Source organism: Brevundimonas sp. UBA5936, assembly GCA_002430835.1.
Taxonomy (GTDB): domain Bacteria; phylum Pseudomonadota; class Alphaproteobacteria; order Caulobacterales; family Caulobacteraceae; genus Brevundimonas.
Map to the genome: position 1 here is coordinate 13,521 of DJDA01000112.1, position 23,376 is coordinate 36,896.

Here is a 23,376-nt window from a genome sequence, read left to right on the forward strand (position 1 = left end):
CTGACTTCTAAACTGCAGGGCGAATTCCCTCTGATGTTGGGTCGGTGGCGTGACAATCTGAGCCGTTGGGGCGTGCGCGAATGGTCGATGACCGGCCTGGCGTTCGTCGTCATCTGCCTTGTCGCGTTCACGGCGACGCGCGGTCTGGCCTTTGGCCCGGACGGCGAAATCGTGCGCCTGCGGTTCGGCGGCGACGCCCAGCGGACGCGCGTGGTGCTGGATCTGGGCCGCTCGACGCGCGGTCAGGTGATCGAGGACGGTTCGGCCGGGCGGGTCATCCTGTCCCTGGCGGGCGTCAATCCGGCGCGGGGGCTGGAAGGCAGCGGCTCTGGCCTGGTGCGCGGCTATGAGGTCAGCGCGGCCTCGGGCGCATCCCGTGTTCGACTGGACCTGGCGCGCGGCGCCGAGATCGAGCGCCGCTTCCTGCTGCCGCCCGGCGATGGCGTGGACCACTATCGCTACGTCATCGACCTGAAGGCCACGGGCGCCGCCGCTGCGGTTCCGGTCGCCGCGCCGCGCCGCGAACAGGCCCGCGCCGAAAAGCCCCTGATCGTCATCGACGCCGGCCACGGCGGCCGCGATCCCGGCGCCCAGGGCCAGCATGTCCAGGAAAAGGCCGTCACCCTGGCCGCCGCGCGTGAACTGAAGGCGGCGCTGGAGCGCACCGGCCGCTATCGGGTGCGCCTGACCCGCGACGGCGACGTCTATGTGGTGCACGGCCGCCGGGTGCAGATCGCGCGTGACGCGGGGGCGGACCTGTTCATCTCCCTGCACGCCGACGCCGGTTCGGACCCGGCCTTGCGCGGCGCCAGCGTCTACACCCTGTCCGAACAGGGCGCCGGTCGCGCCGTGCGCGAGTTCACCAAGGGCGACGACTGGCAGCGCGACCTGCGCCTTCCGGGCCGCGACCCCTCGGTCGACCGCATCCTGCTGGACATGACCCAGCGCGCCACCCAGAACCGCTCGGCCCAGTTTGCGCGGGTGCTGTTGACCCATATCGAGGGAGACAACCATCCGCTGTTGCGCCGTAGCCATCGCGATGCGGGTCTGGCCGTCCTGCTGGCCCCGGACGTGCCGGCGGTGCTGCTGGAGATGGGCTTCATCACCAACCCCGAGGACGAGCGCGTCCTGAGCGACGAACGCGCTCGCCGCCGCCTGATGCGCTCGGTCGCTGAGGGCATCGACCGCTATTTCCGCGAGCCGGCCGCCCCGGTGATGGTCGCCGGGGACATCGCCGGGGGCTGAGGTCTCAGGCCTCCAGCGCCGCCCTGGCGCGAATGAAGATGTCTTCGAACATCTCCGCCGTCAGACGCCCCGTATTCGTGTTCAACCGCGAGCAGTGATAGCTGTTGATCAGCGTATAGGGGCCGACCTTGCCCTCGACCCCATGCCCGGCAGGAATGGCCGAGCCGGGATAGCCCAAGGTGCGCAGGATGCTGCGCCGCGACACGTCGCCCAGGGTCACGATCACCTTCAGCCGGGGCAGGGCGGTCAGCCGATCCACCAGAAAGGGACGGCAGGTGTTCTCTTCCGTCGCCGTCGGCTTGTTCTGCGGCGGAGCGCAGCGCACGGCGTTGGTGATCATGCAGTCGATCAGCGTCAGGTCGTCGTGCCCGTCAGGATCATAGCGGCCCTGTGCGAAGTCCGTCTTCTTCAGCGTGTCGTACAGCAGCCAGCCTGCGTGGTCCCCGGTGAAGGGGCGTCCGGTCCGATTGGCGCCGGTGCGGCCCGGCGCCAGACCCGCGATTAGCAGGCGCGCGTTCGGATCGCCGAACGAGGGCGCCGGACCGTTCCACCAGTCCGGGTTCTGACGCGCGTTCTCGGCGCGATAGGCGACCAGGCGCGGACACAGGGGACAGTCGCGCGCCGGTTCCGGGTTCAACGCTGCGCTCACGCGCGGTCGCTCCGGTCCAGGGTGCGGGTCACGCCCTGATTCATTGCGGCCTTGGGCTTGCCGACCTGATTCATGATGTCGGCCAGATCGATGAAGGCGTCAGCCTGACGGCGCAGGTCGTCGGAAATCTGGGGCGGCTGACTCTTGACCGTCGAAACGACGGTGACGCGCACGCCCTTGGCCTGCAGCGCCTGCACCACACGGCGGAAGTCGCCGTCGCCCGAGAACAGCACCGCCTGATCCAGGCGCGGCGCCAGCTCCAGCATGTCGACGGCGATCTCCATGTCCATATTGCCCTTGATGCGGCTGTGGCCCTGGGCGTCGGTGAAGCGCTTGACCGGCTTGGTCACGACGGTGAAGCCGTTGTAGTCGAGCCAGTCGACCAGCGGCCGCACGGGCGAGAATTCTTCGCCCTCGACGATGGCCGTGTAATAATAGGCGCGGATCAAGCGGCCTTCGCCGACGAACCAGGTCGAGAGCTTCTTGAAATCGAGATCGCAGTTCAGGGCGCGCGCGGCCGAATAGAGGTTGGCGCCGTCGATGAACAGGGCGATGCGGTCGTCGGGGTGGTCGGTCATGAACGAAAATGAGTCCGTCGATATGGTCGAGAAAATGAAAGCCCCGACCGATGACGGCGCAGGGGAATCCTGGGGCGAGCTCGATCTGGACGCGGCAGTCATCGTCGCACTGGGCTGCAATGACAAGGGCGATTGGTCCTCCTGTGTCGAGGCGCTGGAGGCGGCGCTGGCCCGTTTCCGCGCCGAGGGGGTGGATGTGCTGGCCCGTTCGTCCTGGTGGTCGTCGCAGGCCTGGCCCGATCCGAGCGATCCGCCCTTCCTGAACGGCGTGGCCGTGGTCAGCACCCTCCATGACGCTTCGACCTTGATGCAGACCCTGGGGCGGATCGAGGATCTGTTCGGGCGGGTGCGGACGGCGCGCAATGCGCCGCGAACCTTGGATCTGGATCTGATCGCCTATGGGCGTCTCAGCGGCGATCTGAACGGGCTGATCCTGCCGCACCCGCGCGCGGCCGACCGGCTGTTCGTCATGGGGCCGCTGGCCGAGGTGGCGCCGGAGTGGGCGCATCCGGTTTGCGGCCGTCGGGCGCGCGATCTGGCGGCGGCGGCCACGGTCGGCGAAGACGCACGACCTCTGCCGAGGGGTTGACGCGAGGCGGACTATCGGGCGAGGGGAGGCGCAACTCACGCCGATCCGCCCCAATGCCGCCTTCGCGGCGTTGCACAATCGGCTTTCAACCTATATTTTGTGCGGTTCTCCCTGCCGCCAGAGGAATTTCATGGCCCGCGTCACTGTCGAAGACTGCATCGAGAAGGTGCCGAACCGCTTTGGTCTGGTTCTGCTGGCCGGTCACCGCGCCCGTAACATCGCCAACGGCGCGCCGCTGACGCTGGACCGCGACAACGACAAGAACCCGGTCGTCGCCCTGCGCGAACTGGCCGAGGACACCGTCACCCCGGAAGAACTGCGCGAGAACATCATCACCACGCTGCAGCGCGTCGACGAGCGCACCGAGGCTGAGGATGAAGCCGAAGTCGTGGCCCTGCTGGCCGAGCCGCAGCACATGAACATGGCTGAAGCCGAACTGATCCGCGCGCTGCAAAGCGATCGCGATGGGGGCCAGGAGGAACGCTACTGACGGCGCAGCCGGTCACTGGCGTCACTCCCCCAACGGCGCGGCCCCTGGCGGACACGCCGATGGACCAACCCGCGAATCTGCAAGACAAGTCGGCGTCGCCCCCTGCTGGGGCGGCGCCGAAGTCGTCTGAAGGCCCTGTATTGTCTGAACCCAAACGCGCACCGATCATGCGCCAGTTCGAATTGATCGAGGCGGTCAAGGCCTATGACCCGACCGCCGATGAAGCGCTGCTGAACCGCGCCTATGTCTACGCGATGAAGATGCACGGCTCGCAGTTGCGGGCCTCGGGCGATCCCTATTTCGCCCACCCGATCCAGGTCGCGGGCATTCTGACCGACTATCGGCTGGACACGGCGACCATCGTCACAGCCCTGCTGCATGATGTGGTCGAGGACACCTCGGCCACCCGCGAGGACATCGCCGAGATGTTCGGCGAAGAGGTCGCCGTCCTGGTCGAGGGCGTGACCAAGCTGTCGCGGCTGGAGCTTCAGGCCGAGCACACGCGTCAGGCCGAGAACCTGCGCAAATTCATACTCGCCATCTCGCGCGACGTGCGGGTGCTGCTGGTCAAGCTGGCCGACCGTCTGCACAACATGCGCACCCTTCACTTCGTGAAGCCTGAGAAGCGCGAGCGCATCAGCCGCGAGACGCTGGAAGTCTACGCCCCGCTCGGCCGGTCGATCGGCATTCACTCCATCGCCGCCGAGCTGGAGGAGTTGGCGTTCGAGCATTTGAACGCCACGGCGCGCGTCGCCATCCAGCGTCGTCTGGAGGCGCTGAAGCTGGAGAACGGCAGCGCCATCGAGGCCGTCTCGCCTGAGATCGAACGGGTGCTGTCCGAGGCGGGGCTGACCGCGCGAGTCAAGGGCCGAGAGAAGACGCCCTATTCCATCTGGCGCAAGCTGCAGCGCAAGACAGTCGGCTTTTCGTCCCTGTCGGACATCTACGGCTTCCGCGTCATCGTCGAGAGCGAGGACGACTGTTACCGCGCCCTGGGCGTTATCCACCGGGCCTGGCCGATGGTGCCGGAGCGGTTCAAGGATTTCATCTCGACGCCCAAGTCGAACAACTACCGCTCGCTGCACACCACGGTCGTCGGGCCGGGCGGTCTGCGCATCGAGATGCAGATCCGCACCGAGATCATGGACCGCGTGGCCGAGGACGGGGTGGCGGCGCACTGGGCCTACAAGAACCAGTCCTACGGCTTCGACCGCGAGGCCATGGAGGCGGACGGCGGGCGCGACCCCCTGTTGAACCTGCGCCATCTGGTTCAGGTGATCGAGCACGGGGAAGGCGGCGAGGACTGGGTCGAGCACGCCAAGCTCGAAATGTATCTGGATCAGGTCTTCGTCTTCACGCCCAAGGGGACGCTGATCACCCTGCCGCGCGGCGGGATGCCGCTGGACTTCGCCTATGCCGTCCACACCGAGGTCGGCGATACGGCCGTCGGGGTGAAGATCAACGGCGAGCTGAAGCCCATGCGCACGGCGCTTCAGAACGGCGACGTGGTCGAGATCATCCGTGGGACCAAGCGCGAGGTGCCGACCGACTGGCGCAGTCTGACGGTCACGGGCCGCGCCCGCTCGGCCATCCGCCGCCACATCCGCACCTCGGAGCGTGAAGAGTTCGTGCGCCTGGGCAAGACGACGCTGGAGCAGACGCTGGAGCGGGCGAGCAAGTCGCTGGCCGACGTCAAGCTGACGGAGGTGCTGAAGACCTTCGCCATGCCGTCGGAAGACGACATGTTCGACGCCATCGGCCGGGGCCGTCTGACCGCCACGCGCGTGGCCGAGACCCTGTTCCCGGCGCTGAAGGGCCAGCTGAAGGCCGGCCCCGAACGCAAGCGCATCGGCGCGGAATCGCCGCGCCTGTTCGTGCGCGGCAGCGGCCTGACGCCGGGCGTCAGCATCCACTTCGGCCAGTGTTGTTCTCCTGTGCCCGGCGACCGCATCGTCGGCATCCTTGAGCCGGACAAGGGGCTGACGGTTCACACCATCGACTGCCAGACCCTGGCCGACTTCGCCGACGACGATTCCGTCTGGCAGGATCTGCAATGGACGCCGCAGGCCGAGCGCAGCGCCGTCGGCGCGGTCAAGCTGCACGCCACCATGAAGAACGCCCCCGGCGTTCTGGGCCAGGTCGCCACCATCATCGGCGAGGCGGGCGGCAACATCCTCAATCTCAGCATGGCGCACCGCCAGCAGGACTTCTTCGACGTCGATATCGACGTGGAGGTTGAAGACGCCCGCCATGCGACCATGATCATCGCGGCCCTTCGGGCCAATCCGTCCGTCGACACCGTCGACCGCGCGCGCGGCTGATCGCCGCCGCCTCTTTGTGTTTTACGACAAGGCCATCATGTCCCCCGAACAACAGAAGCTCGCCAACGAGGCCCAGATGGCCTCGCCCTCCTATCGTCTGGCCGCCCTGGATCAGGACTTCCTGCTGGGTGAGTCGATGCGCGGCGTGCGCTTCCTGATGGAGTACGAGAAGGCCGAGCAGGCGCTGAAGGCCTGGGGCGTGCGTTCGACCATCGTCGTCTTCGGCAGCGCCCGCGTCGGCGTGAACGGCGACGGCCGTCACGCCTATTGGTACGAGCAGGCGCGCGAGTTCGGCCGCATCGCCTCTGAACGCGGCGGCGCCTTCCGGGGCGAGCCGGGCGAGGTGCGCGACAACGTCATCGCCACGGGCGGCGGGCCGGGCATCATGCAGGCCGCCAACCAGGGCGCGCATGAGGCTGGGGCGCCGTCCATCGGCTTCAACGTCACCCTGCCGCACGAGCAGTTTCCGAACCCCTGGTCGACGCCCGAACTGACGTTCCAGTTCCACTACTTCGCCATGCGCAAGATGCACCTGGCCATGCGGGCCAACGCCCTGGTGGTCTTCCCCGGCGGCTTCGGCACGCTGGACGAACTGTTCGAGATCCTGACGCTGCGCCAGACGGACAAGGCGCCGCCGATTCCCATCGTCCTGTTCGACGAGGCCTATTGGCGCTCGGTCATCAATTTCGACGTTCTGATCGAGCACGGCATGGTCAAGGCGTCGGACATGGATCTGTTCGCCTTCGCCGACGACGCCGAAACGGTGTGGGCCAAGCTGCTGGAAGGCGGACTGAAGCCCAACTGCGAGATCAAATAGGGCGCGGGTTGAGGGCGACCGCCGCAGGGTCTAAGGACGGCTTTCATGAACACTGAAGACGTCCTCAACGAATTCCGCGACGCCGGCGCCTTGCGCGAAGGCCATTTCGTCCTCTCGTCCGGCCTGCACAGCCCGGTCTTCCTGCAGAAGAACCTGGTCTTCATGGACGGCGCCCGCTGCGCGCGCCTGTGCAAGGCGCTGGCGGAAAAGATCGTCGCCACGGTCGGCCCGGTCGACGCGGCGATCTCGCCCGCCGTCGGCGGCATCATCCCCGGCTATGAAACGGCCAAGCACTTGAACGTCCGCTCCATGTACGTCGAGCGCGAGGGCGGCGAGTTCAAACTGCGTCGCGGCTTCTCGGTCGAGCCGGGCGAGAAGATCGTCATGGTCGAGGACATCGTCACCACGGGTTTGTCGTCGCGCGAATGCATCGCCGCCATCCAGAAGGCGGGCGGCCATGTCGTCGCCGCCGCCTGCATCGTCGACCGTTCGGGCGGCAAGGTCGACGTGGGCGTGCCCCTGATCGCGCTGGCTTCGATGGAGGTGCCCGCCTATCCGGCCGACGCCCTGCCGCCGGAGCTGGCCGCCCTGCCGGTCGAGGATCCGGGCAGCCGTCGCCTGTCCAAATAGGAAAGAGAGAACGGGATGAAGCGTCAGCGGGTTCGTCTGGGCGTCAATATCGACCACGTCGCCACGGTTCGTAACGCGCGCGGCGGCGCTCATCCCGATCCGGCCCGCGCGGCCGAGGCGGCGCTGGCGGCGGGCGCCGACGGCGTCACCGCCCACCTGCGCGAGGACCGCCGCCACATCACCGACGCCGACATCGACGTGCTGACGGCCCTGTGCCGCCGCGCGGACAAGCCGCTGAACTTCGAGATGGCGGTGACGGAGGAGATGCTGGCCATCGCCTTGCGCCACCGGCCGCACGCAGCCTGCCTGGTGCCCGAGCGGCGCGAGGAGGTGACGACCGAGGGAGGTCTGGCCGTCGCCGGGCATGAGGCCCGCATCGCTCCGGTGGTGAAGGCCCTGTCCGACGCAGGCATCCGCGTCAGCCTGTTCATCGAACCGTCCGAGGATCAGGTCGAGGCCGCCGCCGCCGTCGGCGCCCAGGTGGTGGAGTTCCACACCGGCCGCTATTGCCACCTGACCGACCCGGCCGTGCGCGCGGCGGAATTCGACCGTCTGGCCGCCGCCGCCGCACAGGCCGACATTCTGGGGCTGGAGGTTCATGCGGGGCACGGCCTCGACTACGCCTCGGCGAGCGAGGTTCTGGCCATCCGTGAGATCGTCGAACTGAACATCGGCCACTTCCTGATCGGCGAGGCGGTATTCGTCGGTCTGGACGCCGCCATCCGCCGCATGCGCGCGGCGATGGACGAGGCGATTTCAGGATCGGGGTCATGATCATCGGCGTCGGCGCCGACCTGTCGGATATCCGCCGCATCCAGGCGTCGCTGGACCGTTTCGGCGACCGTTTCAAACAGCGCGTTTTCACCGAGCTGGAGCGCACCCGTTCGGACCGCAAGGCCGACCCGGCGTGGAGCTACGCCAAGCGGTTCGCCGCCAAGGAGGCCTGCGCCAAGGCCCTGGGCACCGGCATGCGCTCCGACGTCTACTGGCGCGACATGGGCGTGGTGAACCTGCCGTCCGGCCAGCCGACGCTGGCCCTGACCGGCCACGCGGCCGAGCATCTGGCCCGCCTGACCCCGCCGGGGCATGAGGCGCGCATCCACCTGACCCTCAGCGACGAACACCCCTACGCTCTGGCCTTCGTGGTGATCGAGGCCCTGCCCAAGGCCTGACGCCGCCGCGAAGGTTGCGGTTCCTTCATCATCCAGAGTCTTGCTCGCGGCGGGTTCAGCGACTACGCCTCGACCTTCAAACCCCGCGTTCGGCGGGGGATTCGAGCAGACGATGAGCGACGACCCCAAGGCGAACGGCGGAGCAGCCGACCCAGCCCTCGATCCGGCTGACCAACGGCCGATCTGGAGCGACGACGGCGACGCGCCCTTCGACATGGGGGACGACCCCGAAGCCCTCGACAGCGAGACCCCGATCTATGCGCCCCGGCGCGCCAGGAAGGCCAAGCGAGTGAAGAAAGAAAAGTCCGCGAGCAACGAAACGGTCGAGATCATCAAGACCGTCGTTTTCGCCCTGCTGATCGCGCTGGTGCTGCGTGTGCTGCTGTTCCAGCCCTTCACCATCCCGTCGGCCTCGATGGAGCCGAACCTGTACGAGGGCGACTACATCGTCGTGTCGAAGTGGTCGTACGGCTATTCCAAGCACTCGATCCCGTTCAGCCCGCCGGTGTTCAACGGCCGCATCCTGGGCAAGGCGCCCGAGCGCGGCGACATCGCCGTGTTCAAGCTGCCGCGCGACAACAAGACGGACTACATCAAGCGCGTGATCGGCCTGCCGGGCGACAAGGTGCAGATGATCGCCAACAAGCTCTACATCAACGGCGCGCCGGTTCAGGACGTGGTGGTCAGCCGCGCCCAGATGGCGGACATGTTCGGCCCGCGCGCCGTGACCCAGGTGCGCGAGACCCTGCCGGGCGGCCGCACCTTCATGACGCAGGACTTCGGCCCCGGCGGCGATCTGGACGACACCCCGCTGTATGAGGTTCCGGCCGGCCACTACTTCATGATGGGCGACAACCGCGACAACTCGATCGACAGCCGCGTCGAGATGTCGGCGGGCGTGGGCATGGTCCCGGCCGAGAATCTGGTCGGCAAGGCCGAGATCATCATGTTCTCGTGGACGCCGGGCGCCTCGCTGTTCAACCCGGTCAGCTGGTTCGCCAATGTGCGCTTCAGCCGGTTCTTCAAGATCCTCGACTGATGGCCGGCGGACGCACGAACGTGCGCGCCGAGGCCGTGGCGGCCCTGCGCCAGCGCCTGGGCCATGACTTTGAGGACGCCTCCCTGCTGGAGCGCGCCCTGACGCACTCCAGCGTGGGCGAGGGGGCGGGGCCGCAGACGCCCGCCGACAATGAGCGGCTGGAGTTCCTGGGCGACCGGGTGCTGGGCCTGCTGGTCGCGGATCGACTGGTGCGCGACTATCCGTCGGCGGACGAGGGGCAACTGTCCGCCCGCCTGCACGCCCTGGTGGACAAGAGCGCCTGCGCCCGCGTGGGCGAGCGGCTGGGCGTCGGCGACGCGCTTCGCCTGTCGCCCGGCGAGACCAAGACCGGCGGCCGCAGAAAGGCCGGAGTCATCGCCGATGCTGTGGAAGCGATCCTGGCGGCCGTCTATCGCGACGGCGGTCTGATCGCCGCTCAGGCCGTGTTCGAACGCGCCTGGGCCGAGGAATTGGCCGCGCCTCCGAGTGCGGCGGTGACCAACCCCAAGTCCGCCCTGCAGGAATGGGCGCAAGGCCAGGGCCGTCCGCTGCCGACCTATGAAGTGGTCCAGCGCACCGGCTCGGATCACGCGCCGACCTTCACGGTCGAGGCGACGGTGGCCGGCTATGAACCGGCCCGCGCCCAGGGACGTTCGCGACAGGAGGCGGAAAAGGCCGCCGCCATCGCCCTATTGAAACGAGAAGACGTAATTTGACCGAGACCACCGAAACCACCGAGATCACCGGCCAGCGTGCGGGCTTCGCCGCCATCATCGGCGCGCCCAATGCGGGCAAGTCGACGCTGGTGAACCGGTTGACCGGCTCCAAGGTCTCCATCGTCACCCAGAAGGTCCAGACCACGCGCTTCCCCGTGCGCGGCATCGCCATCAAGGGCGACGCCCAGATCGTGCTGGTGGACACGCCCGGCATCTTCACGCCGCGCCGCCGTCTGGATCGCGCCATGGTCGCCTCGGCCTGGGGCGGGGCGCAGGACGCGGACGTGGTCGTCCACCTGATCGACGCCCAGTCGCACATCGACGCTGAAGGTCGCGAAGGCACCGCCGCCGACCGTCGCTCGGCCGAGGACACAGAGACCATCATCGCCAATCTGAAGGCGACCGACACCAAGGTCATCCTGGCGTTGAACAAGATCGACGGCATGCGCCGCGACACCCTTCTGGCCCTGTCGCAGCGCCTGTTCGAGACGGGCGTCTATTCCGAGGTCTTCATGATCTCGGCCCTCAGCGGCGACGGCGTGGACGATCTGAAGACGCGCCTGGCCCTGGCCATGCCCGAGGGGCCGTGGCTGTACCCGGAAGATCAGTCGGCGGACGTGCCCCTGCGCGTCCTGGCGGCTGAGATCACCCGCGAGAAGGTCTATCTGCGCGTGCACGAGGAGCTGCCCTATTCGGCGGCGGTCGAGACGACCTCGTTCGAGGACAAGGCGGACGGTTCGGCCCGCATTGAACAGACCATCTATGTCGAGCGCGAAAGCCAGCGCCCGATCGTCCTGGGCAAGGGCGGCCAGACCCTGAAATGGATCGGCCAGAAGGCGCGCGAAGAGCTGATCGAGATCCTGGATCGGCCCGTTCACCTGTTTTTGACCGTCAAGGTCGATCCCAAATGGCAAGACTCAAAGGCATTGTACGCCCAGTTCGGCCTGGAGTTTGACGTCTAGTCTCGTGTTCATCGTTCCCAAGACCGCGGGCGGAAGGCCCTGGTTCCTCGGTTCCCTCGTCGCCGCCGGCCTGATTTCGGCCGGCGCGGGCGCGTGGTTCGTCAAGGCCGTCGCGCCGGAAACCCAGGCGGCCGCCGTCTATCGGACAGACCTGCCCAAGCGCCCGCCGGTCGAGGTGGTCGAGGCCCTGCCGCAGTTGAAGGAGCGACTGGACCATCTGGCGGCCAGCAAGCAGTTCACCGGCGCCGTGCTGGTGGCCCGAGGCGATCAGGTTCTGTTCCGCCAGGTCTACGGCAAGGCGAACTATGAGCAGGACACGCCCTTCGCCCTGGACACCCGTTTCCGCCTGGCCTCGGTGTCCAAGCAGTTCACCGCCGTCGCCGTTATGAAGCTTCAGGACGAGGGCAGGCTGTCGGTTGACGATCCCGTCTGCAAGTGGATCGAGCCGTGCCCCGACGCCTGGCGGCCGCTGCGTATCCATCACCTGCTGTCGCACACCTCGGGCATTCCGGACGTGATGGCCCAGGCCGAGTGGGGGCGTATTCGCGTCACCCACCGCACGCCGCAGGAACTGACCGAGACCTCGGCCCGCTATGGCCTGCAGTTCGAGCCGGGCACGAAGGTTCGTTACAACAACGCCGCCTTCAACCTGGCGGCCGAGATCGTGTCAAAGGCCAGCGGCCAGCCGTTCGAGACCTATATGGAGCAGGCGATCCTTAAGCCCCTGGGCATGAAGGACACCGGCTCGGACGTGAATAACGACGCCCAGGGACTGGCCATGGGCTACGGCCTGTTTCCGGCGGGCCTGACGCCGCAGCCCATCGCCAACGTCAGCGTCGTGGCGGGCGCCGGAGCGTTGTATTCGACGCTGGACGACGTGCTGGCCTGGAACCGCTCCCTGCATCAGGGCCACATCCTGAGCGACAAGGCCTACGCCGATCTGATCGCCGACCACGCCCCGGACGACATGCCCGAGCGGCGCGGCCCGCATCGGGCCTATGGCTACGGCATCTACGTTAGCGCCCTGGGCGAGCGGACATCATCGCCGTTCAGCGATCGCCAGATTTACCACACCGGCAGCTGGGCGGGCTTCCGCAACCTGGTCTCCTACCAGCCGGATCAGGAAGTGACGGTGGTGGTGTTGTCCAACAACTACCACCTGCGCGATCAGGTGCTGCTGATCAACCAGCAGGCCATGGCTGAAGCTCTCGGCCGTCCGTTCCCGGCGGCGCTGGCGCGCTAGGATCGGTATTCTCCTCCCCATTTCATGGGGAGGTGGATCGGCGGCGATAGCCGACGAGACGGAGGGGCTGCTTGGTTCCGCCGTGGTTAAGCCCCTCCACCACTTCGTGGTCCCCCTCCCCATTGCATGGGAAGGAGAAAGGAGGGCCTCTTCAGACCGATCAGGCCTGCATCGACCCCGTCTCGATATAGCGCTGGTGCCACGACAGCGCCTCGGTCAGCAGGTGCGGCGACTGCAGGCCGTATGACCCTTCCAGCGCGCGGTCGTAATAGTCCTTCAGCGCGTCGCGATAGTCGGGGTGGGCGCAGTTGGCGATGATGACCCGCGCGCGCTGCTTGGGCGAGAGGCCGCGCAGGTCGGCCAGGCCCTGTTCCGTGACGATGACCTGCACGTCCTGGGTGATGTGGTCGACGTGGCTCGCCATGGGGACGATGGCCGAGATCTTGCCGCCCTTGGCCGTCGACGGCGTGACGAAGCAGGAGATGTAGGCGTTGCGCGCAAAGTCGCCCGAGCCGCCGATGCCGTTCTGGATGCGCGAGCCCATGACGTGGGTCGAGTTGACGTTGCCGTAGATGTCGGCCTCGATCAGGCCGTTCATGGCGATGCAACCCAGACGGCGGATGATCTCCGGGTGGTTCGAGATTTCCTGCGGGCGCAGGATGATCTTGCCGCGGAACTGCTCCATCCGGCTGTTCAGATCGGCGGCGGCCTCGGGGCTGAGCGAGAAGGCGGTGGCCGAGGCGACGGTCAGCTTGCCTGAGTCCAGCAGGTCCAGCATCCCGTCCTGCAGCACCTCCGTATAGGCGGTCAGGTTCTCGAACGGACTGTCGGCCAGCCCCGCCAGCACGGCGTTGGCGACATTGCCCACGCCCGATTGCAGCGGCAGCAGATGGGCGGGCAGGCGGCCCAGCTTCACCTCATGCTGCAGGAATTCGATCAGATGCCCGGCGATGGCAGTGGCGCTGGCGTCCGGCGCGGCGAAGGGCAGGTTGCGGTCGGGGCTGTCCGTCTCGACGATGGCGGCGATCTTGGACGGATCGACGCGGAAGACCGTCTCGCCGATCAGGTCGGTCGGCTTGGTCAGCGGGATCGGCACACGCGCGGGCGGCAGGGCCGTGCCGTAGTAGATGTCGTGCATCCCCTCCAGCGCGGCGTTCTGCCAGCTGTTGACCTCAAGGATGATCTGGTCGGCGCGGTCCAGCCAGGTCTTGTTGTTGCCGATGGAGGACGAGGGGATCAGCGCCCCGTCCTCACGGATGCCCGAGACCTCGACCACTGCCGTCTCCAGCGGGCCGAGGAAGCCCTGCCAGGCCACCGGCGCCACCTGCGACAGGTGCATGTCCAGATATTCCATCTCGCCCTTGTTGATCTTCTCGCGGGCGATGGGGTCGGAGTTGTAGGGCAGGCGGAACTCGATGCCGTCGGCTTTTGCGAGCGCTCCGTCCAGTTCCGGCCCGGTGGAGGCGCCGGTCCAGACCTTCAGCTTGAACGGATTGCCCGCCGCGTGCTCGGCCTCGATCCGCTCGGCCAGGGCCATCGGCACGACCTTCGGGTAGCCCGAGCCGGTGAAGCCGCTCATCCCTACGGTCGAGTTGGCCGGGATCAGGGCGGCGGCGTCCTGGGCGGACATGATCTTCGACTTGAGGGCGGCGTTACGGACGCGGGACATCGCAAACCTGACGACTGGAGCCGGGGAGGGCTCAAGGAACGACGCGGACATAGGCGCCGCATCACCCTGATTCCAATACGGCTTTGGTCGTAACAGTCCGTGATCACAAAGGCGTCAACCGCCCGGTTTCCACGCCTCTGTCGGGTTGGTGTTGACCATCCAGGGGATGCCGAACCTGTCGGTGAAGCTGCCGAAGCCGGGCGACCAGAAGGTTTCGGCGAAGGGCATCGACACCTTGCCGCCTTCGGACAGGGCGTCGAAGACCTGTCGCGCCTTGGCGAGGTCGTCGGTGTGATACGACACGTCGAAGCCATTCTTGGGCTTGTCGATATTCGGCGCGAACTCGGGCGGCAGGTCGGCCCCCATGATCGCCTGATCCCCGATCTCCAGCCAGCCGTGCATCAGCCAGTCCTTGTATTTGGGATCGACCGGCATGTCGGGCGGGCCGTCGCCGTACGGAAAGGCGGCCGTGACCTTGCCGCCCAGCACGCGGGCGTAGAACTCCAGCGCCTCGCGGCACTGGCCCTGAAAGCTGAGGCTGGTGACGATCTTCATGGGATCCTCCTTCGGATGGAGCCGGAACGCGCCAGGCGGGCGTCGTTTCCCGGCGCTTCCCCCATTGACGGAACAGGACTAGAACAAAGCCATGATCACCGCCGCCCTGATGATGCTTCAACTGTCCGCCGCGCCCGCAGAGACCACGCCGATCGAGCGCACGCTGGACGCCATGCACGCCGCCGCCTCGGTGGCGGACGGCGAGGCCTATTTCGCGACCTTCACGCCGGACGCCCGCTTCATCGGCACCGATGCGGCTGAGCGGTGGAGCCTGTCGGAATTCCGCGCCTACGCCACGCCCTATTTCTCGCAGGGCAAGGGCTGGACCTATCGCCCGACAGCGCGAACCGTGACCCTCGCTCCGATCGAGTGCCGCTGCGTCGCCTGGTTCGACGAGGTGCTGGACAACGACGCCTATGGCACCACGCGCGGCTCGGGCGTGCTGCGTCTGACAGAGGACGGCTGGAAGATCGAGCAATACGTCCTCAGCTTCGCCGTACCGAACGACAAGGCGCGCGCCGTCGTCGACGCCATCAAGGCTGACTGATGGAGGTTCAGGACGACGCCTTCGTGCTGTCGGCGCGGGCGCATGGCGATACGGGGGCGGTGGTCGACCTGCTGACCGAGCGGCACGGTCGCCGCGCCGCCTATGTCGCGGGCGGGGCGTCGCGTCGGATGCGGCCCTTTCTTCAGCCGGGCGCGCGGGTCGTGGCCGATCTGCGGTCGCGGACGTCGGATCAGCTAGGCTCGGCGCGGCTGGAGCCTGTGGGCGAAGGCCCTGCCGCCCTGTTCGACGACCCGTTGGCCCTGACCGGCCTCAGCGCCGCCGCTGCGGTGGCGCAGGGCGCCCTGCCGGAACGGGAGCCGCATCCGGGCGCCTTCTACGCCTTCGAGGCGTTGATGGGGGCGTTCGCCGTGCCGGATGTCTGGCCCGCCATTTTCGTGCGGTTCGAGGCGGGGTTGCTGGAGGATCTGGGCTTCGGTCTCGACCTGTCGCGCTGTGCCTCCACGGGGTCGATGGACGATCTGGTCTGGGTCAGCCCTCGCACCGGCCGCGCCGTCAGCCGCGAGGCGGGCGCGCCCTATGCCGACAAGCTGCTGGCCCTGCCGCCCTTCATGCTGGGCGCGCAGGCCGGGCTGGGCGAGGGCGACGTGAAGGCGGGGCTGGAGCTGACGGGGCACTTCCTTGAGCAGTTCGTCTTCCACGCCCTGAACCGGCCGCTGCCGCCCGCGCGCGTTTGGATGATCGACAAGCTGGGCGAGGCGGGGCGGCTTTAACTCCGGTAAGGCGGTTGAAACCTCACCGTCACCCTCGGGCTTGCTGGCGGGCTACCCGGGCGCTGCTACATCGACTGGTCTACTTGCGACTGACATGGGCCCTCGGGACAAGCCCGAGGGTGACGGGATTTGAGTGTGCGCGCTTACCGATTCAGCGCCGACAGCCCCGCAATCGCCTCGCGCGTTTCCCTTTCCAACATCGCGACCAGTTCAGAGGCAGGCAATGCCCGGCCCAGCGGCGCGCCTTGCCCCGCCCAGTGCGGCGCATAGCCGTTGTCGCCCTTGGCCTTTGCCGCCGCATTCAGGGCCTTGCCGAGGTCGTAGGCGTAAGGATAGGCGGCGATCTTCGTCTCATCGGCGCGGCGCATGAAGGCGTTCTCCACCCCGCGCGCCGGGCGGCCGGAGATGGCCGCGCTGACCCGCGTGCGCCCGGCCTCAACACCAGACAGAGCCGCCCGATAGGCCGCATCCGCCGCCGATTCCGGGCGGGCCGCTAGAGCCGTGCCCATCTGCGCCCCTGCTGCGCCCTGCGCCAGCGCCGCCGCGATCCCGTCGCCGTCCATAACGCCGCCCGCCGCGATGACCGGAACCGACAGGTCGCGCGCCAGCAGGCGCGTCAGCGGCAGGGTGGCGAAGCGCGGATCGTCGGCCGGGTCGAAGACGCCGCGGTGGCCGCCCGCCTCGACTCCTTGGGCGATCACCATGTCGAACCCGGCGGCGACGGCGGCGCGGCCTTCCTCGGGCGTGGTGGCGCTGGCGATCAGGACGCAGTCCGCCGCCTTCAGCGCCGCGATCTGATCGGCGCGCGGCAGGCCGAAATGGACGCTGACCACGGCGGGCCTCTCCTCGACCAGCACGGCCAGCTTGGCGTCGTCGGTCAGGAAGCTCTGATAGATGTCGTTGAGCCGTTCGGGCGGGGCTGCGTCGAACTCGGCGAAGATCGGGCGCAGGCTGTCGATCCATGCCGCGTCGCGCGCCGGATCGGCCGCGATCGGCGCGTGGCAGAACAGATTGACGTTGAACGGCCGGTCGGTCAGCGCCTTGACCGCGCGGATGGCCTTGCGGCTCGCCTCGGCGTCGATGGCTCCCAGGGCGATGGAGCCCAGCGCCCCCGCATTCGACACGGCGGCGGCCAGTTCGGCGGTCGAGGTTCCGGCCATCGGCGCCTGGATCAGGGGGAAGGACAGGCCGAGGCGGTCGGTCAGGGCGGTCTTCATCGGGGCTCCTTCGCGCGTTTCTGCACAGATAGGCGCTGACAATCCCGGCGTCAGGCCCCGGCTGCGCTAGACTTTCCTCGTCCGATCATTGATTCGAAGCCGTATGACCATCCACACTCCGACGCCCGAAGGCGGCCGCATCGTCGAAGAGCCGATGGGCGATGCGCTGTCGCGCCGCTATCTGGCCTACGCCCTGTCGACCATCACCAACCGCGCGCTGCCCGACGTGCGCGACGGCTTCAAGCCGGTGCACCGGCGCATCATGTACGCCATGCACCAGATGCGGCTGAACCCGCAGGCGGCGGCGCGCAAGTGCGCCAAGGTCGTCGGCGAGGTCATGGGCGGCTATCACCCGCACGGCGACGCCTCGATTTATGAGGCGCTGGTCCGTCTGGCGCAGGATTTCGCCCAGCGCTATCCGCTGGTCGACGGGCAGGGGAACTTCGGCAACATCGACGGCGATAGCGCAGCGGCCATGCGCTATACGGAGTGCAAGCTGACGCCCGCCGCCGTCCTGCTGCTGGACGGCATCGATCAGGACGCGGTCGACTTCCGCCCCACCTATGACGATCAGGACGAGGAGCCGGTGGTCCTGCCGGCGGGCTTCCCCAACCTGCTGGCCAACGGATCGTCGGGCATCGCCGTGGGCATGGCGACCTCGATCCCGCCGCACAACGTGGGCGAACTGATCGACGCCTGCCACCTGCTGCTGGAACGGCCGGATGCGACGACCGTCGATCTGATGCAGATCGTGCCGGGCCCGGACTTCCCGACCGGCGGCGTGTCGGTCGAGAGCCATGCCGCCATTCTGGACGCCTATGAGACCGGTCGCGGGGGCGTTCGCCTGCGCGCCAAATGGGTCGAGGAAAAGCTGGATCGCGGCGCCTATCAGATCATCATCACCGAGATGCCGTATCAGGTGCAGAAGTCGCGCCTGATCGAGGCCCTGGCCGACCTGATCGAGAACAAGAAGGCGCCGCTGCTGGGCGACGTACGCGATGAGTCGGCGGAAGACATCCGCCTCATCCTCGAACCGAAGAACCGCACCATCGAGCCTGAAATGCTGATGGAAAGTCTGTTCAAGCTGTCCGATCTCGAGGTGCGCTTCCCCATCAACATGAACGTGCTGGACGCCACCGGCACGCCGCGCGTCATGGGGCTGAAGGAGTGCCTGCGGGCCTTCCTCGACCACCGCCGCGTGGTGCTGAACCGCCGCAGCCAGTGGCGCATCGCCCGCGTCGAAAAGCGCCTGCATCTGTTGGAAGGCTTGCGCATCGTCTTCCTGAATCTGGACGAGGTCATCCGCATCGTCCGCGAGGAAGAGCAGCCCAAGGCCGAACTGATCGCCCGATTCAGCCTGAGCGAGCTTCAGGCCGACTTCATTCTCGACACCCGCCTGCGTCAGCTGGCTCGTCTCGAAGAGATGACGATCGAGAAGGAATTCAATGAGCTGTCGGCAGAACTTGCAGCATTGCAGGCGCTGACGTCCTCTGAGGCCAAGCAGTGGAAGGCTATCGGCAAGGAACTGGAGGCCGTGCGCAAGGCGCTGGTCTCGCCGCGCCGCACCCTGATCGGCGAGGCTGTTGACGCCTCGGCCTTTGTGGCGCCGGAAGCCTTCATCCCGCGCGAAGCGATCACCGTCATCCTGTCGGATCGCGGCTGGATCCGCGCCGCCAAGGGCAAGGTCGACGATCCCTCCGAACTGAAGTTCAAGGAAGGCGACAAGCTGGGCTTCCTGGTCCCCGCCTATACAACGGACAAGCTTCTGGTCGGGGCGTCGGACGGGCGCATCTTCACCATCGGCGCCGACAAGCTGGCGTCGGGGCGCGGGCATGGTGAGCCGCTGCGCTTGATGATCGACCTGGACGAGAAGGCCGACATCATAAACGTCGTGGCGCACGAACCGAACGCCAAACTGCTGGTCGCGTCGAAGGCGGGCTACGGCTTTGTGGCGCCCGAGAACGACCTCCTGGCCCAGAAGCGCGGCGGCAAGCAGGTGCTGAACGGCGAGATGCTGGCCATGCTGCGGGTCAACGGCGATCACGTCGCGATCATCGGCGAGAACATCAAGGCGCTGATCTTCCCCCTGGCCGAACTGCCCGAAATGGGCCGGGGCAAGGGCGTGAAGCTGCAGAACTACAAGCAGGGCGGCCTGGCCGATGTGACGGTGTTCAACGCCGAGGCAGGACCGGAATGGGCCGACGGCGGCGGCCGCCGCCGCAACTGGCCGGACTGGAAGGACTGGCTGGGCAAGCGCGCCGGGGCGGGCCGCCAGGGTCCGCGCGGCCTGCGCAAGTTCCGCTGATCGTCAGCTCCTCTTCACGGCGTGGAGAGGAGTGCGACGCCTCAGGAGGCGAAGAACGACGCGTAGATGCTGAACAGGAAGGCGGCCAGGAAAACCAGGAAGGCGATCCCAGCGGCTACCGTTCCGATGCCCAGGACGACGTTGAGGGCTTGATCTCTCATCTTCATACAGAACACGTAATACGCTGTTATATCGAATGACAAGGCGGGTGCGTCAGAAGACCGCGTCTGTCGGGATATTCATTAGGCGCGACGCAGGATGGCCCTCATAGTCGCGACTGATCTTTCGGAGGAGGCTCAATGATCACCTGGATCATCATCGGCGTCATCGTCGTCATTCTGCTGTTCGTCGTGGTCGGCGCGTACAACAGGCTGGTGAAGCTGGATCAGACGGCGAACCAGTCGTTCGCGGACATCGACGTGCAGCTGAAGCAGCGCCAGGATCTGATCCCCAATCTGGTCGAGACGGTGAAGGGCTACGCCACGCACGAGCGCGGCACCCTGGACGCCGTGACCCAGGCGCGCGCCGCCGCTGCGGGCGCTCGCACCATCGATGAGAAGGTGCAGGCCGAGAACATGCTGACGGCGACCCTGGGCCGCCTGTTCGCCGTGTCCGAGGCCTATCCGGACCTGAAGGCCAACACTAACTTCCAGCAACTTCAGATGGACCTGTCGGACATCGAGAACAAGCTGGCCGCCGCGCGCCGCTTCTTCAACAACGCGGTCAGCGAGTTCAACGCCGTGCGCCGCCAGTTCCCGACCGTCCTGTTCGCCGGGATGTTCGGCTTCGGGGCGGACAAGCCCTTCTTCGACGTGGGCGAGGGCGAACGCGCCGCCCTGAACGCCGCCCCGCCGACGGTGAAGTTCTAAGCCCCAATGGCGGTTTTCGGTCAGGCCGTCGGCCTCAAGACCCACATCTGGCGAAACAATACCCGGTCGGCGATCCTGCTGGCCGGGTTCCCGGTGCTGCTGGTCGGCATATTGTTCGGCGTCCAGGTGCTGATGATGGGCTTCGGCCTGCTGCCCAACTCGGGCGGCGACCTGGGGCAGGATCTGGCGCTGGCGGCGTCCATGCTGGGCTGGACCGTGCCCTTCGCCGCGATCGCGGCGGCGATCTGGTTCGTCATCGCCTATTTCGGCAATCAGATGATGATCGACGTCATGACCGGGGCGCGCAAGGTCGAGCGCCGGGTCGAGCCGGAACTCTATAACCTGCTGGAAAACCTGGCGATCTCGCGCGGGATGAAGACGCCCGCCCTGCGCATCATCGAAAGCCCGTCGCTGAACGCCTATGCGTCCGGCCTGCACGAGGGAAACTACAGCGTCACCGTTACGCGCGGCCTGATGCAGACCCTGAACCGGGACGAGATGGAGTGCGTCCTGGCGCACGAGCTGACCCACGTCATCAACAAGGACGTGCGAACCATGGTGATCGCCTCGATCTTCGCGGGGATCATCAGCGTGGTGGCCGAACTGGTGTTCCGCAGCCTGTTCTACATGCGCGGCGGGCGAGGGCGGGACAACAAGAACGCCATGCCCCTGATCCTGATCGGGCTGGCCATCGGCGTGATCGGCTTCGGCCTGGCCGCCGTCATCCGCATGACCCTGTCGCGAACGCGGGAGTATGTGGCCGACGCTGGGGCGGTGGAGCTGACCAAGAACCCGGACGCGATGATCTCGGCCCTGCGCAAGGTGTCGGGTCAGTCGAAGCTTGAGGCGCCGGACGAACTGCGCGGCATGTTCCTGGATAATACGGCGGAGAAGACGGGATTCTCAGGCCTGTTCGCGACGCACCCGCCGATCGAGAAGCGCATCGCCGCGCTGGTGCAGTTCGCCGGCGGCCGTGATGGTGGCCCCTGGGGCGGGGCGTCCCAAGCCACAGGTACGGCGGTGCCGACGACGTAATTCCTTCTCCCTCCCCTTTATGGGGAGGGTGGCTGAGGCCGAAGGCCGAAGTCGGGTGGGGGCGGCGAGGCTATTCTAACGCAGCGCCCAGGATCGCCTGGCCCTCCCCACCCGGTCGCTTCGCGACCACCCTCCCCATGAAGGGGAGGGAGAGGCGCGTTGCGTTATTCTTCTAGCCGCTCCCAGCCCCAGGGTCGCAATGCCTCTAGCGGGCGGAACTCGGCCTTGTAGTCCATCTTGGGCGAGCCCTGGACCCAGTAGCCGAGATAGACGTAGGGCAGCCCCACCGTCTCGGCCTGATGCAGGTGGTCGAGGATGGCGAACCGGCCCAGGCTGCGACGCTCCAGATCCGGGTCGAAGAAGCTGTAGACCATCGACAGGCCGTCATGCAGCAAATCGGTCAGGCAGACGCCGACCAGGCGGCCGGGGCCGTCATCCTCGCTGGGCAGGCGGTACTCGATTAGATGGGTGCGTACGGCGGTGTCCTCGACCATCGACACATAGTCCAGCCAGTTCATGTCGCTCATGCCGCCGCCGGGGTGGCGGGCGTTCAGATAGCGGCGCAGCAGGTCGAACTGCTCCATCGTCGCCTCGGCCTCGACCAGGCCGCGCGACAGGTCGGCGTTGCGCGCCAGGATGCGACGGCGTGAGCGCGAGAGTTTGAAGTCCGCCACCGGAATCCGCACCGAGACGCAGGCCGCGCAGGCCTCGCAGGCCGGGCGGTAGGCGATGTTCTGACTGCGACGGAACCCGGCCTGGGTCAGGGCGTCGTTGACGTCGGCCCCGTCGCTGAACGGCAGGTTGGCGAAGACCTTGCGCTCGAACTGACCCGGCAGATAGGGGCAGGGCGCGCTGGCGGTCATGAAGAAGCGGAGCTGGCGCGAGAAGAAGTGCTGGGTCACGGCTGTCGCTCCGTGACGGCGTCAACGCCCGCACAGGGGCCGGATGAATAGGCGCGGCTCATGTTCTGATTTGGCGCGCAACCGGCCGTTTTCGCAAGCCTTCTTCGCGCGGCGAGCATATCGCCGCGCGCGGTCACAGGCTGGTGTCCGTGGGCAGGACCGGCGCTTCGCGCAGCAGGACGATGGCGATGCGGCGATTGCCCGCCAGGGACGGGTCGTCGGGATAGAGGGGATCGGACCCCGCCTTGCCGGCGACGGAATAGACCCGGTCGCTGTTCACGCCTGCGCCCTGAAGCGTCAGGCGCGAGGCGTCGGCGCGCGCCGAGGACAGGGGCCAGTCGCCGGGGCTGCTGGCGCGGCTGGAGCCGGCGACGGCGCTGGTGTGGCCGGTGATGGAGATGCGGTTGGGCAGTTGGTTGATCACCTTGGCCACGGCGCGCAGCAGCAGCTGGGCGCGCGGATTGGGACGCGAGGAGCCGTTCTCGAACATCGAGCGGCCTTCCTGATCGACCAACTGGATGCGCAGGCCCTCGGGCGTCTGGTCGATGATCAGCTGTTTCGACAACTCGGCCAGTTCCGGCATGGACTGCATGGCCTGGCGCAGGGATTCGGCGGCGCTGGCGAAGTCGGCGGCCTCGCGCCGGGCGATCTCGGCGCGCAGGGCGGCTTCGCTGGCCGAGGCCAGGTTGGAGTTCTGACCCGCTTCCTGCGGGGCGTCGGGGGCCTCGGGGGCCAGCTGTTCGATCACGGCGTTGGAGCCCGCGCCCTTGGCTCCTTCAGAATCGCCCAGCGAGGTGCCGCCCAGGATGCCGCCGGAGCCCGAGGTCGAGGCCGAGACGTTGGCCGGGGCGAAATATTCGGCGATGCCGCGCTTCTGCTCCGGATCGGTCGTGTTGATCAGCCACATCAGCAGGAAGAAGGCCATCATGGCGGTGACGAAGTCGGCGTAGGCCACCTTCCACGCGCCGCCGTGGTGGCCGTGTCCGGCAACCTTCTTCACCTTCTTGATCAGGATCGGGCGATCGTTCAGCGCCATGGGGCGGGTCCGTCTTAACCGTGTTCGTTCGCCCTAAATCCCATGCGGGGCTTAAGAAG

General features: G+C 67.3%; 24 protein-coding genes. 17 read left to right on the forward strand and 7 right to left on the reverse strand.

The genetic code is table 11. The features are described 5' to 3' along the window. The first annotated feature begins 33 nt into the window (after positions 1-33). Positions 34-1,245: an N-acetylmuramoyl-L-alanine amidase family protein gene (locus tag B2Y21_RS10660; protein ID WP_292059633.1), complete on the forward strand. Its 1,212-nt coding sequence runs from the start codon at positions 34-36 to the stop codon at positions 1,243-1,245. Positions 1,246-1,249: 4 nt separating this feature from the next. Here B2Y21_RS10660 and B2Y21_RS10665 read toward each other — a convergent pair whose 3' ends face one another. Both B2Y21_RS10665 and B2Y21_RS10670 read right to left on the reverse strand, forming a co-directional pair. Next, on the reverse strand, positions 1,250-1,894 hold the full coding sequence (locus tag B2Y21_RS10665; RefSeq protein ID WP_292059634.1) for a uracil-DNA glycosylase: 645 nt from the start codon (positions 1,892-1,894) through the stop codon (positions 1,250-1,252). Beyond that, positions 1,891-2,472 carry an NYN domain-containing protein gene (locus B2Y21_RS10670; RefSeq protein WP_200166885.1) on the reverse strand — a complete coding sequence of 194 codons (582 nt, stop codon included), beginning with the start codon at positions 2,470-2,472 and terminating at the stop codon, positions 1,891-1,893. The genes B2Y21_RS10665 and B2Y21_RS10670 overlap by 4 nt, the downstream gene beginning before the upstream one ends. A gap of 22 nt (positions 2,473-2,494) precedes the next feature. Here B2Y21_RS10670 and folK point away from each other — a divergent pair, with 22 nt between their 5' ends. The 11 genes from folK (at position 2,495) to B2Y21_RS10725 (ending at position 12,451) form a co-directional block, all read left to right on the forward strand. Then, the gene (gene folK, locus B2Y21_RS10675) at positions 2,495-3,061 is read left to right on the forward strand and encodes a 2-amino-4-hydroxy-6-hydroxymethyldihydropteridine diphosphokinase (RefSeq protein WP_292059637.1); all 567 of its coding nucleotides are present in this window, start codon (positions 2,495-2,497) and stop codon (positions 3,059-3,061) included. 130 nt (positions 3,062-3,191) lie between these two features. After that, positions 3,192-3,551, forward strand: a complete 360-nt coding sequence (gene rpoZ / locus B2Y21_RS10680) for a DNA-directed RNA polymerase subunit omega (RefSeq protein WP_125899808.1) — start codon at positions 3,192-3,194, stop codon at positions 3,549-3,551. A 167-nt stretch (positions 3,552-3,718) separates the two neighbouring features. Further along, positions 3,719-5,872: a RelA/SpoT family protein gene (locus B2Y21_RS10685; protein ID WP_200166889.1), complete on the forward strand. Its 2,154-nt coding sequence runs from the start codon at positions 3,719-3,721 to the stop codon at positions 5,870-5,872. A 37-nt stretch (positions 5,873-5,909) separates the two neighbouring features. Continuing rightward, positions 5,910-6,689 (forward strand): TIGR00730 family Rossman fold protein, encoded by a 780-nt coding sequence (locus B2Y21_RS10690; RefSeq protein ID WP_292059639.1) that lies wholly within the window; start codon positions 5,910-5,912, stop codon positions 6,687-6,689. Positions 6,690-6,734: 45 nt separating this feature from the next. Then, complete coding sequence (gene pyrE, locus B2Y21_RS10695; protein WP_003168111.1) at positions 6,735-7,319, forward strand: orotate phosphoribosyltransferase; 585 nt, start codon at positions 6,735-6,737, stop codon at positions 7,317-7,319. Positions 7,320-7,334: 15 nt separating this feature from the next. After that, positions 7,335-8,093 (forward strand): pyridoxine 5'-phosphate synthase, encoded by a 759-nt coding sequence (locus B2Y21_RS10700; RefSeq protein ID WP_292059640.1) that lies wholly within the window; start codon positions 7,335-7,337, stop codon positions 8,091-8,093. Then, positions 8,090-8,491, forward strand: a complete 402-nt coding sequence (gene acpS / locus B2Y21_RS10705; protein ID WP_003165381.1) for a holo-ACP synthase — start codon at positions 8,090-8,092, stop codon at positions 8,489-8,491. Before B2Y21_RS10700 ends, acpS begins: the two co-directional genes overlap by 4 nt. 112 nt (positions 8,492-8,603) lie before the next feature. Beyond that, positions 8,604-9,530 carry a signal peptidase I gene (gene lepB, locus B2Y21_RS10710; RefSeq protein WP_200215875.1) on the forward strand — a complete coding sequence of 309 codons (927 nt, stop codon included), beginning with the start codon at positions 8,604-8,606 and terminating at the stop codon, positions 9,528-9,530. Next, on the forward strand, positions 9,530-10,246 hold the full coding sequence (gene rnc / locus B2Y21_RS10715) for a ribonuclease III (protein ID WP_200215877.1): 717 nt from the start codon (positions 9,530-9,532) through the stop codon (positions 10,244-10,246). Before lepB ends, rnc begins: the two co-directional genes overlap by 1 nt. Then, a complete protein-coding gene (gene era, locus B2Y21_RS10720) occupies positions 10,243-11,208 on the forward strand; it encodes a GTPase Era (protein WP_003165376.1) in 966 nt (321 codons plus the stop codon). The genes rnc and era overlap by 4 nt, the downstream gene beginning before the upstream one ends. 4 nt (positions 11,209-11,212) lie before the next feature. Next, positions 11,213-12,451 carry a serine hydrolase domain-containing protein gene (locus B2Y21_RS10725; RefSeq protein WP_200215879.1) on the forward strand — a complete coding sequence of 413 codons (1,239 nt, stop codon included), beginning with the start codon at positions 11,213-11,215 and terminating at the stop codon, positions 12,449-12,451. Between the two features lie 160 nt (positions 12,452-12,611). On the opposite strand, the gene B2Y21_RS10730 is transcribed toward B2Y21_RS10725, so the two are convergent. Together B2Y21_RS10730 and B2Y21_RS10735 are read right to left on the reverse strand one after the other, a co-directional pair. Next, positions 12,612-14,120, reverse strand: coding sequence for an acetyl-CoA hydrolase/transferase family protein (locus B2Y21_RS10730; protein ID WP_409410766.1), 1,509 nt, complete (start codon positions 14,118-14,120; stop codon positions 12,612-12,614). Between the two features lie 114 nt (positions 14,121-14,234). Continuing rightward, positions 14,235-14,675 (reverse strand): VOC family protein, encoded by a 441-nt coding sequence (locus B2Y21_RS10735; protein WP_200215882.1) that lies wholly within the window; start codon positions 14,673-14,675, stop codon positions 14,235-14,237. Between the two features lie 91 nt (positions 14,676-14,766). On the opposite strand from B2Y21_RS10735, the gene B2Y21_RS10740 reads away from it, so the two are divergent. Then, entirely contained in the window at positions 14,767-15,222 is a 456-nt protein-coding gene (locus tag B2Y21_RS10740) for a nuclear transport factor 2 family protein (protein WP_292059649.1), read from the forward strand. Then, complete coding sequence (gene recO / locus B2Y21_RS10745; RefSeq protein WP_292059652.1) at positions 15,222-15,953, forward strand: DNA repair protein RecO; 732 nt, start codon at positions 15,222-15,224, stop codon at positions 15,951-15,953. Before B2Y21_RS10740 ends, recO begins: the two co-directional genes overlap by 1 nt. Positions 15,954-16,096: 143 nt before the next feature. On the opposite strand, the gene B2Y21_RS10750 is transcribed toward recO, so the two are convergent. Next, positions 16,097-17,170: an NAD(P)H-dependent flavin oxidoreductase gene (locus B2Y21_RS10750; protein WP_292059654.1), complete on the reverse strand. Its 1,074-nt coding sequence runs from the start codon at positions 17,168-17,170 to the stop codon at positions 16,097-16,099. A 103-nt stretch (positions 17,171-17,273) separates the two neighbouring features. Between B2Y21_RS10750 and parC the strand changes: the two genes are divergently transcribed. The 3 genes from parC to B2Y21_RS10765 all read left to right on the forward strand — a co-directional run bounded on the left by parC (position 17,274) and on the right by B2Y21_RS10765 (position 21,379). Next, positions 17,274-19,475, forward strand: a complete 2,202-nt coding sequence (gene parC / locus B2Y21_RS10755) for a DNA topoisomerase IV subunit A (RefSeq protein WP_292059656.1) — start codon at positions 17,274-17,276, stop codon at positions 19,473-19,475. Positions 19,476-19,774: 299 nt separating this feature from the next. Further along, positions 19,775-20,344 (forward strand): LemA family protein, encoded by a 570-nt coding sequence (locus tag B2Y21_RS10760; RefSeq protein WP_292059658.1) that lies wholly within the window; start codon positions 19,775-19,777, stop codon positions 20,342-20,344. Between the two features lie 6 nt (positions 20,345-20,350). Further along, positions 20,351-21,379: a M48 family metallopeptidase gene (locus tag B2Y21_RS10765; protein ID WP_292059660.1), complete on the forward strand. Its 1,029-nt coding sequence runs from the start codon at positions 20,351-20,353 to the stop codon at positions 21,377-21,379. A gap of 164 nt (positions 21,380-21,543) precedes the next feature. Here the strand turns inward: B2Y21_RS10765 and B2Y21_RS10770 are convergent, their stop codons facing one another. Further along, the gene (locus B2Y21_RS10770; protein ID WP_292059662.1) at positions 21,544-22,281 is read right to left on the reverse strand and encodes an arginyltransferase; all 738 of its coding nucleotides are present in this window, start codon (positions 22,279-22,281) and stop codon (positions 21,544-21,546) included. A gap of 133 nt (positions 22,282-22,414) precedes the next feature. After that, a complete protein-coding gene (locus B2Y21_RS10775) occupies positions 22,415-23,317 on the reverse strand; it encodes a flagellar motor protein MotB (RefSeq protein WP_125899825.1) in 903 nt (300 codons plus the stop codon). Positions 23,318-23,376 lie beyond the last annotated feature (59 nt).

Coding starts and splice junctions, on each gene's coding strand:
- B2Y21_RS10660 (WP_292059633.1), top strand. CDS start 34: ATGTTGGGTCGGTGGCGTGACAATCTGAGCCGTTGGGGCGTGCGCGAA.
- B2Y21_RS10670 (WP_200166885.1), bottom strand. CDS start 2,472: ATGACCGACCACCCCGACGACCGCATCGCCCTGTTCATCGACGGCGCC.
- folK (WP_292059637.1), top strand. CDS start 2,495: ATGGTCGAGAAAATGAAAGCCCCGACCGATGACGGCGCAGGGGAATCC.
- rpoZ (WP_125899808.1), top strand. CDS start 3,192: ATGGCCCGCGTCACTGTCGAAGACTGCATCGAGAAGGTGCCGAACCGC.
- B2Y21_RS10685 (WP_200166889.1), top strand. CDS start 3,719: ATGCGCCAGTTCGAATTGATCGAGGCGGTCAAGGCCTATGACCCGACC.
- B2Y21_RS10690 (WP_292059639.1), top strand. CDS start 5,910: ATGTCCCCCGAACAACAGAAGCTCGCCAACGAGGCCCAGATGGCCTCG.
- pyrE (WP_003168111.1), top strand. CDS start 6,735: ATGAACACTGAAGACGTCCTCAACGAATTCCGCGACGCCGGCGCCTTG.
- B2Y21_RS10700 (WP_292059640.1), top strand. CDS start 7,335: ATGAAGCGTCAGCGGGTTCGTCTGGGCGTCAATATCGACCACGTCGCC.
- acpS (WP_003165381.1), top strand. CDS start 8,090: ATGATCATCGGCGTCGGCGCCGACCTGTCGGATATCCGCCGCATCCAG.
- lepB (WP_200215875.1), top strand. CDS start 8,604: ATGAGCGACGACCCCAAGGCGAACGGCGGAGCAGCCGACCCAGCCCTC.
- rnc (WP_200215877.1), top strand. CDS start 9,530: ATGGCCGGCGGACGCACGAACGTGCGCGCCGAGGCCGTGGCGGCCCTG.
- B2Y21_RS10730 (WP_409410766.1), bottom strand. CDS start 14,120: ATGTCCCGCGTCCGTAACGCCGCCCTCAAGTCGAAGATCATGTCCGCC.
- B2Y21_RS10735 (WP_200215882.1), bottom strand. CDS start 14,675: ATGAAGATCGTCACCAGCCTCAGCTTTCAGGGCCAGTGCCGCGAGGCG.
- B2Y21_RS10740 (WP_292059649.1), top strand. CDS start 14,767: ATGATCACCGCCGCCCTGATGATGCTTCAACTGTCCGCCGCGCCCGCA.
- recO (WP_292059652.1), top strand. CDS start 15,222: ATGGAGGTTCAGGACGACGCCTTCGTGCTGTCGGCGCGGGCGCATGGC.
- B2Y21_RS10750 (WP_292059654.1), bottom strand. CDS start 17,170: ATGAAGACCGCCCTGACCGACCGCCTCGGCCTGTCCTTCCCCCTGATC.
- parC (WP_292059656.1), top strand. CDS start 17,274: ATGACCATCCACACTCCGACGCCCGAAGGCGGCCGCATCGTCGAAGAG.
- B2Y21_RS10760 (WP_292059658.1), top strand. CDS start 19,775: ATGATCACCTGGATCATCATCGGCGTCATCGTCGTCATTCTGCTGTTC.
- B2Y21_RS10765 (WP_292059660.1), top strand. CDS start 20,351: ATGGCGGTTTTCGGTCAGGCCGTCGGCCTCAAGACCCACATCTGGCGA.
- B2Y21_RS10775 (WP_125899825.1), bottom strand. CDS start 23,317: ATGGCGCTGAACGATCGCCCGATCCTGATCAAGAAGGTGAAGAAGGTT.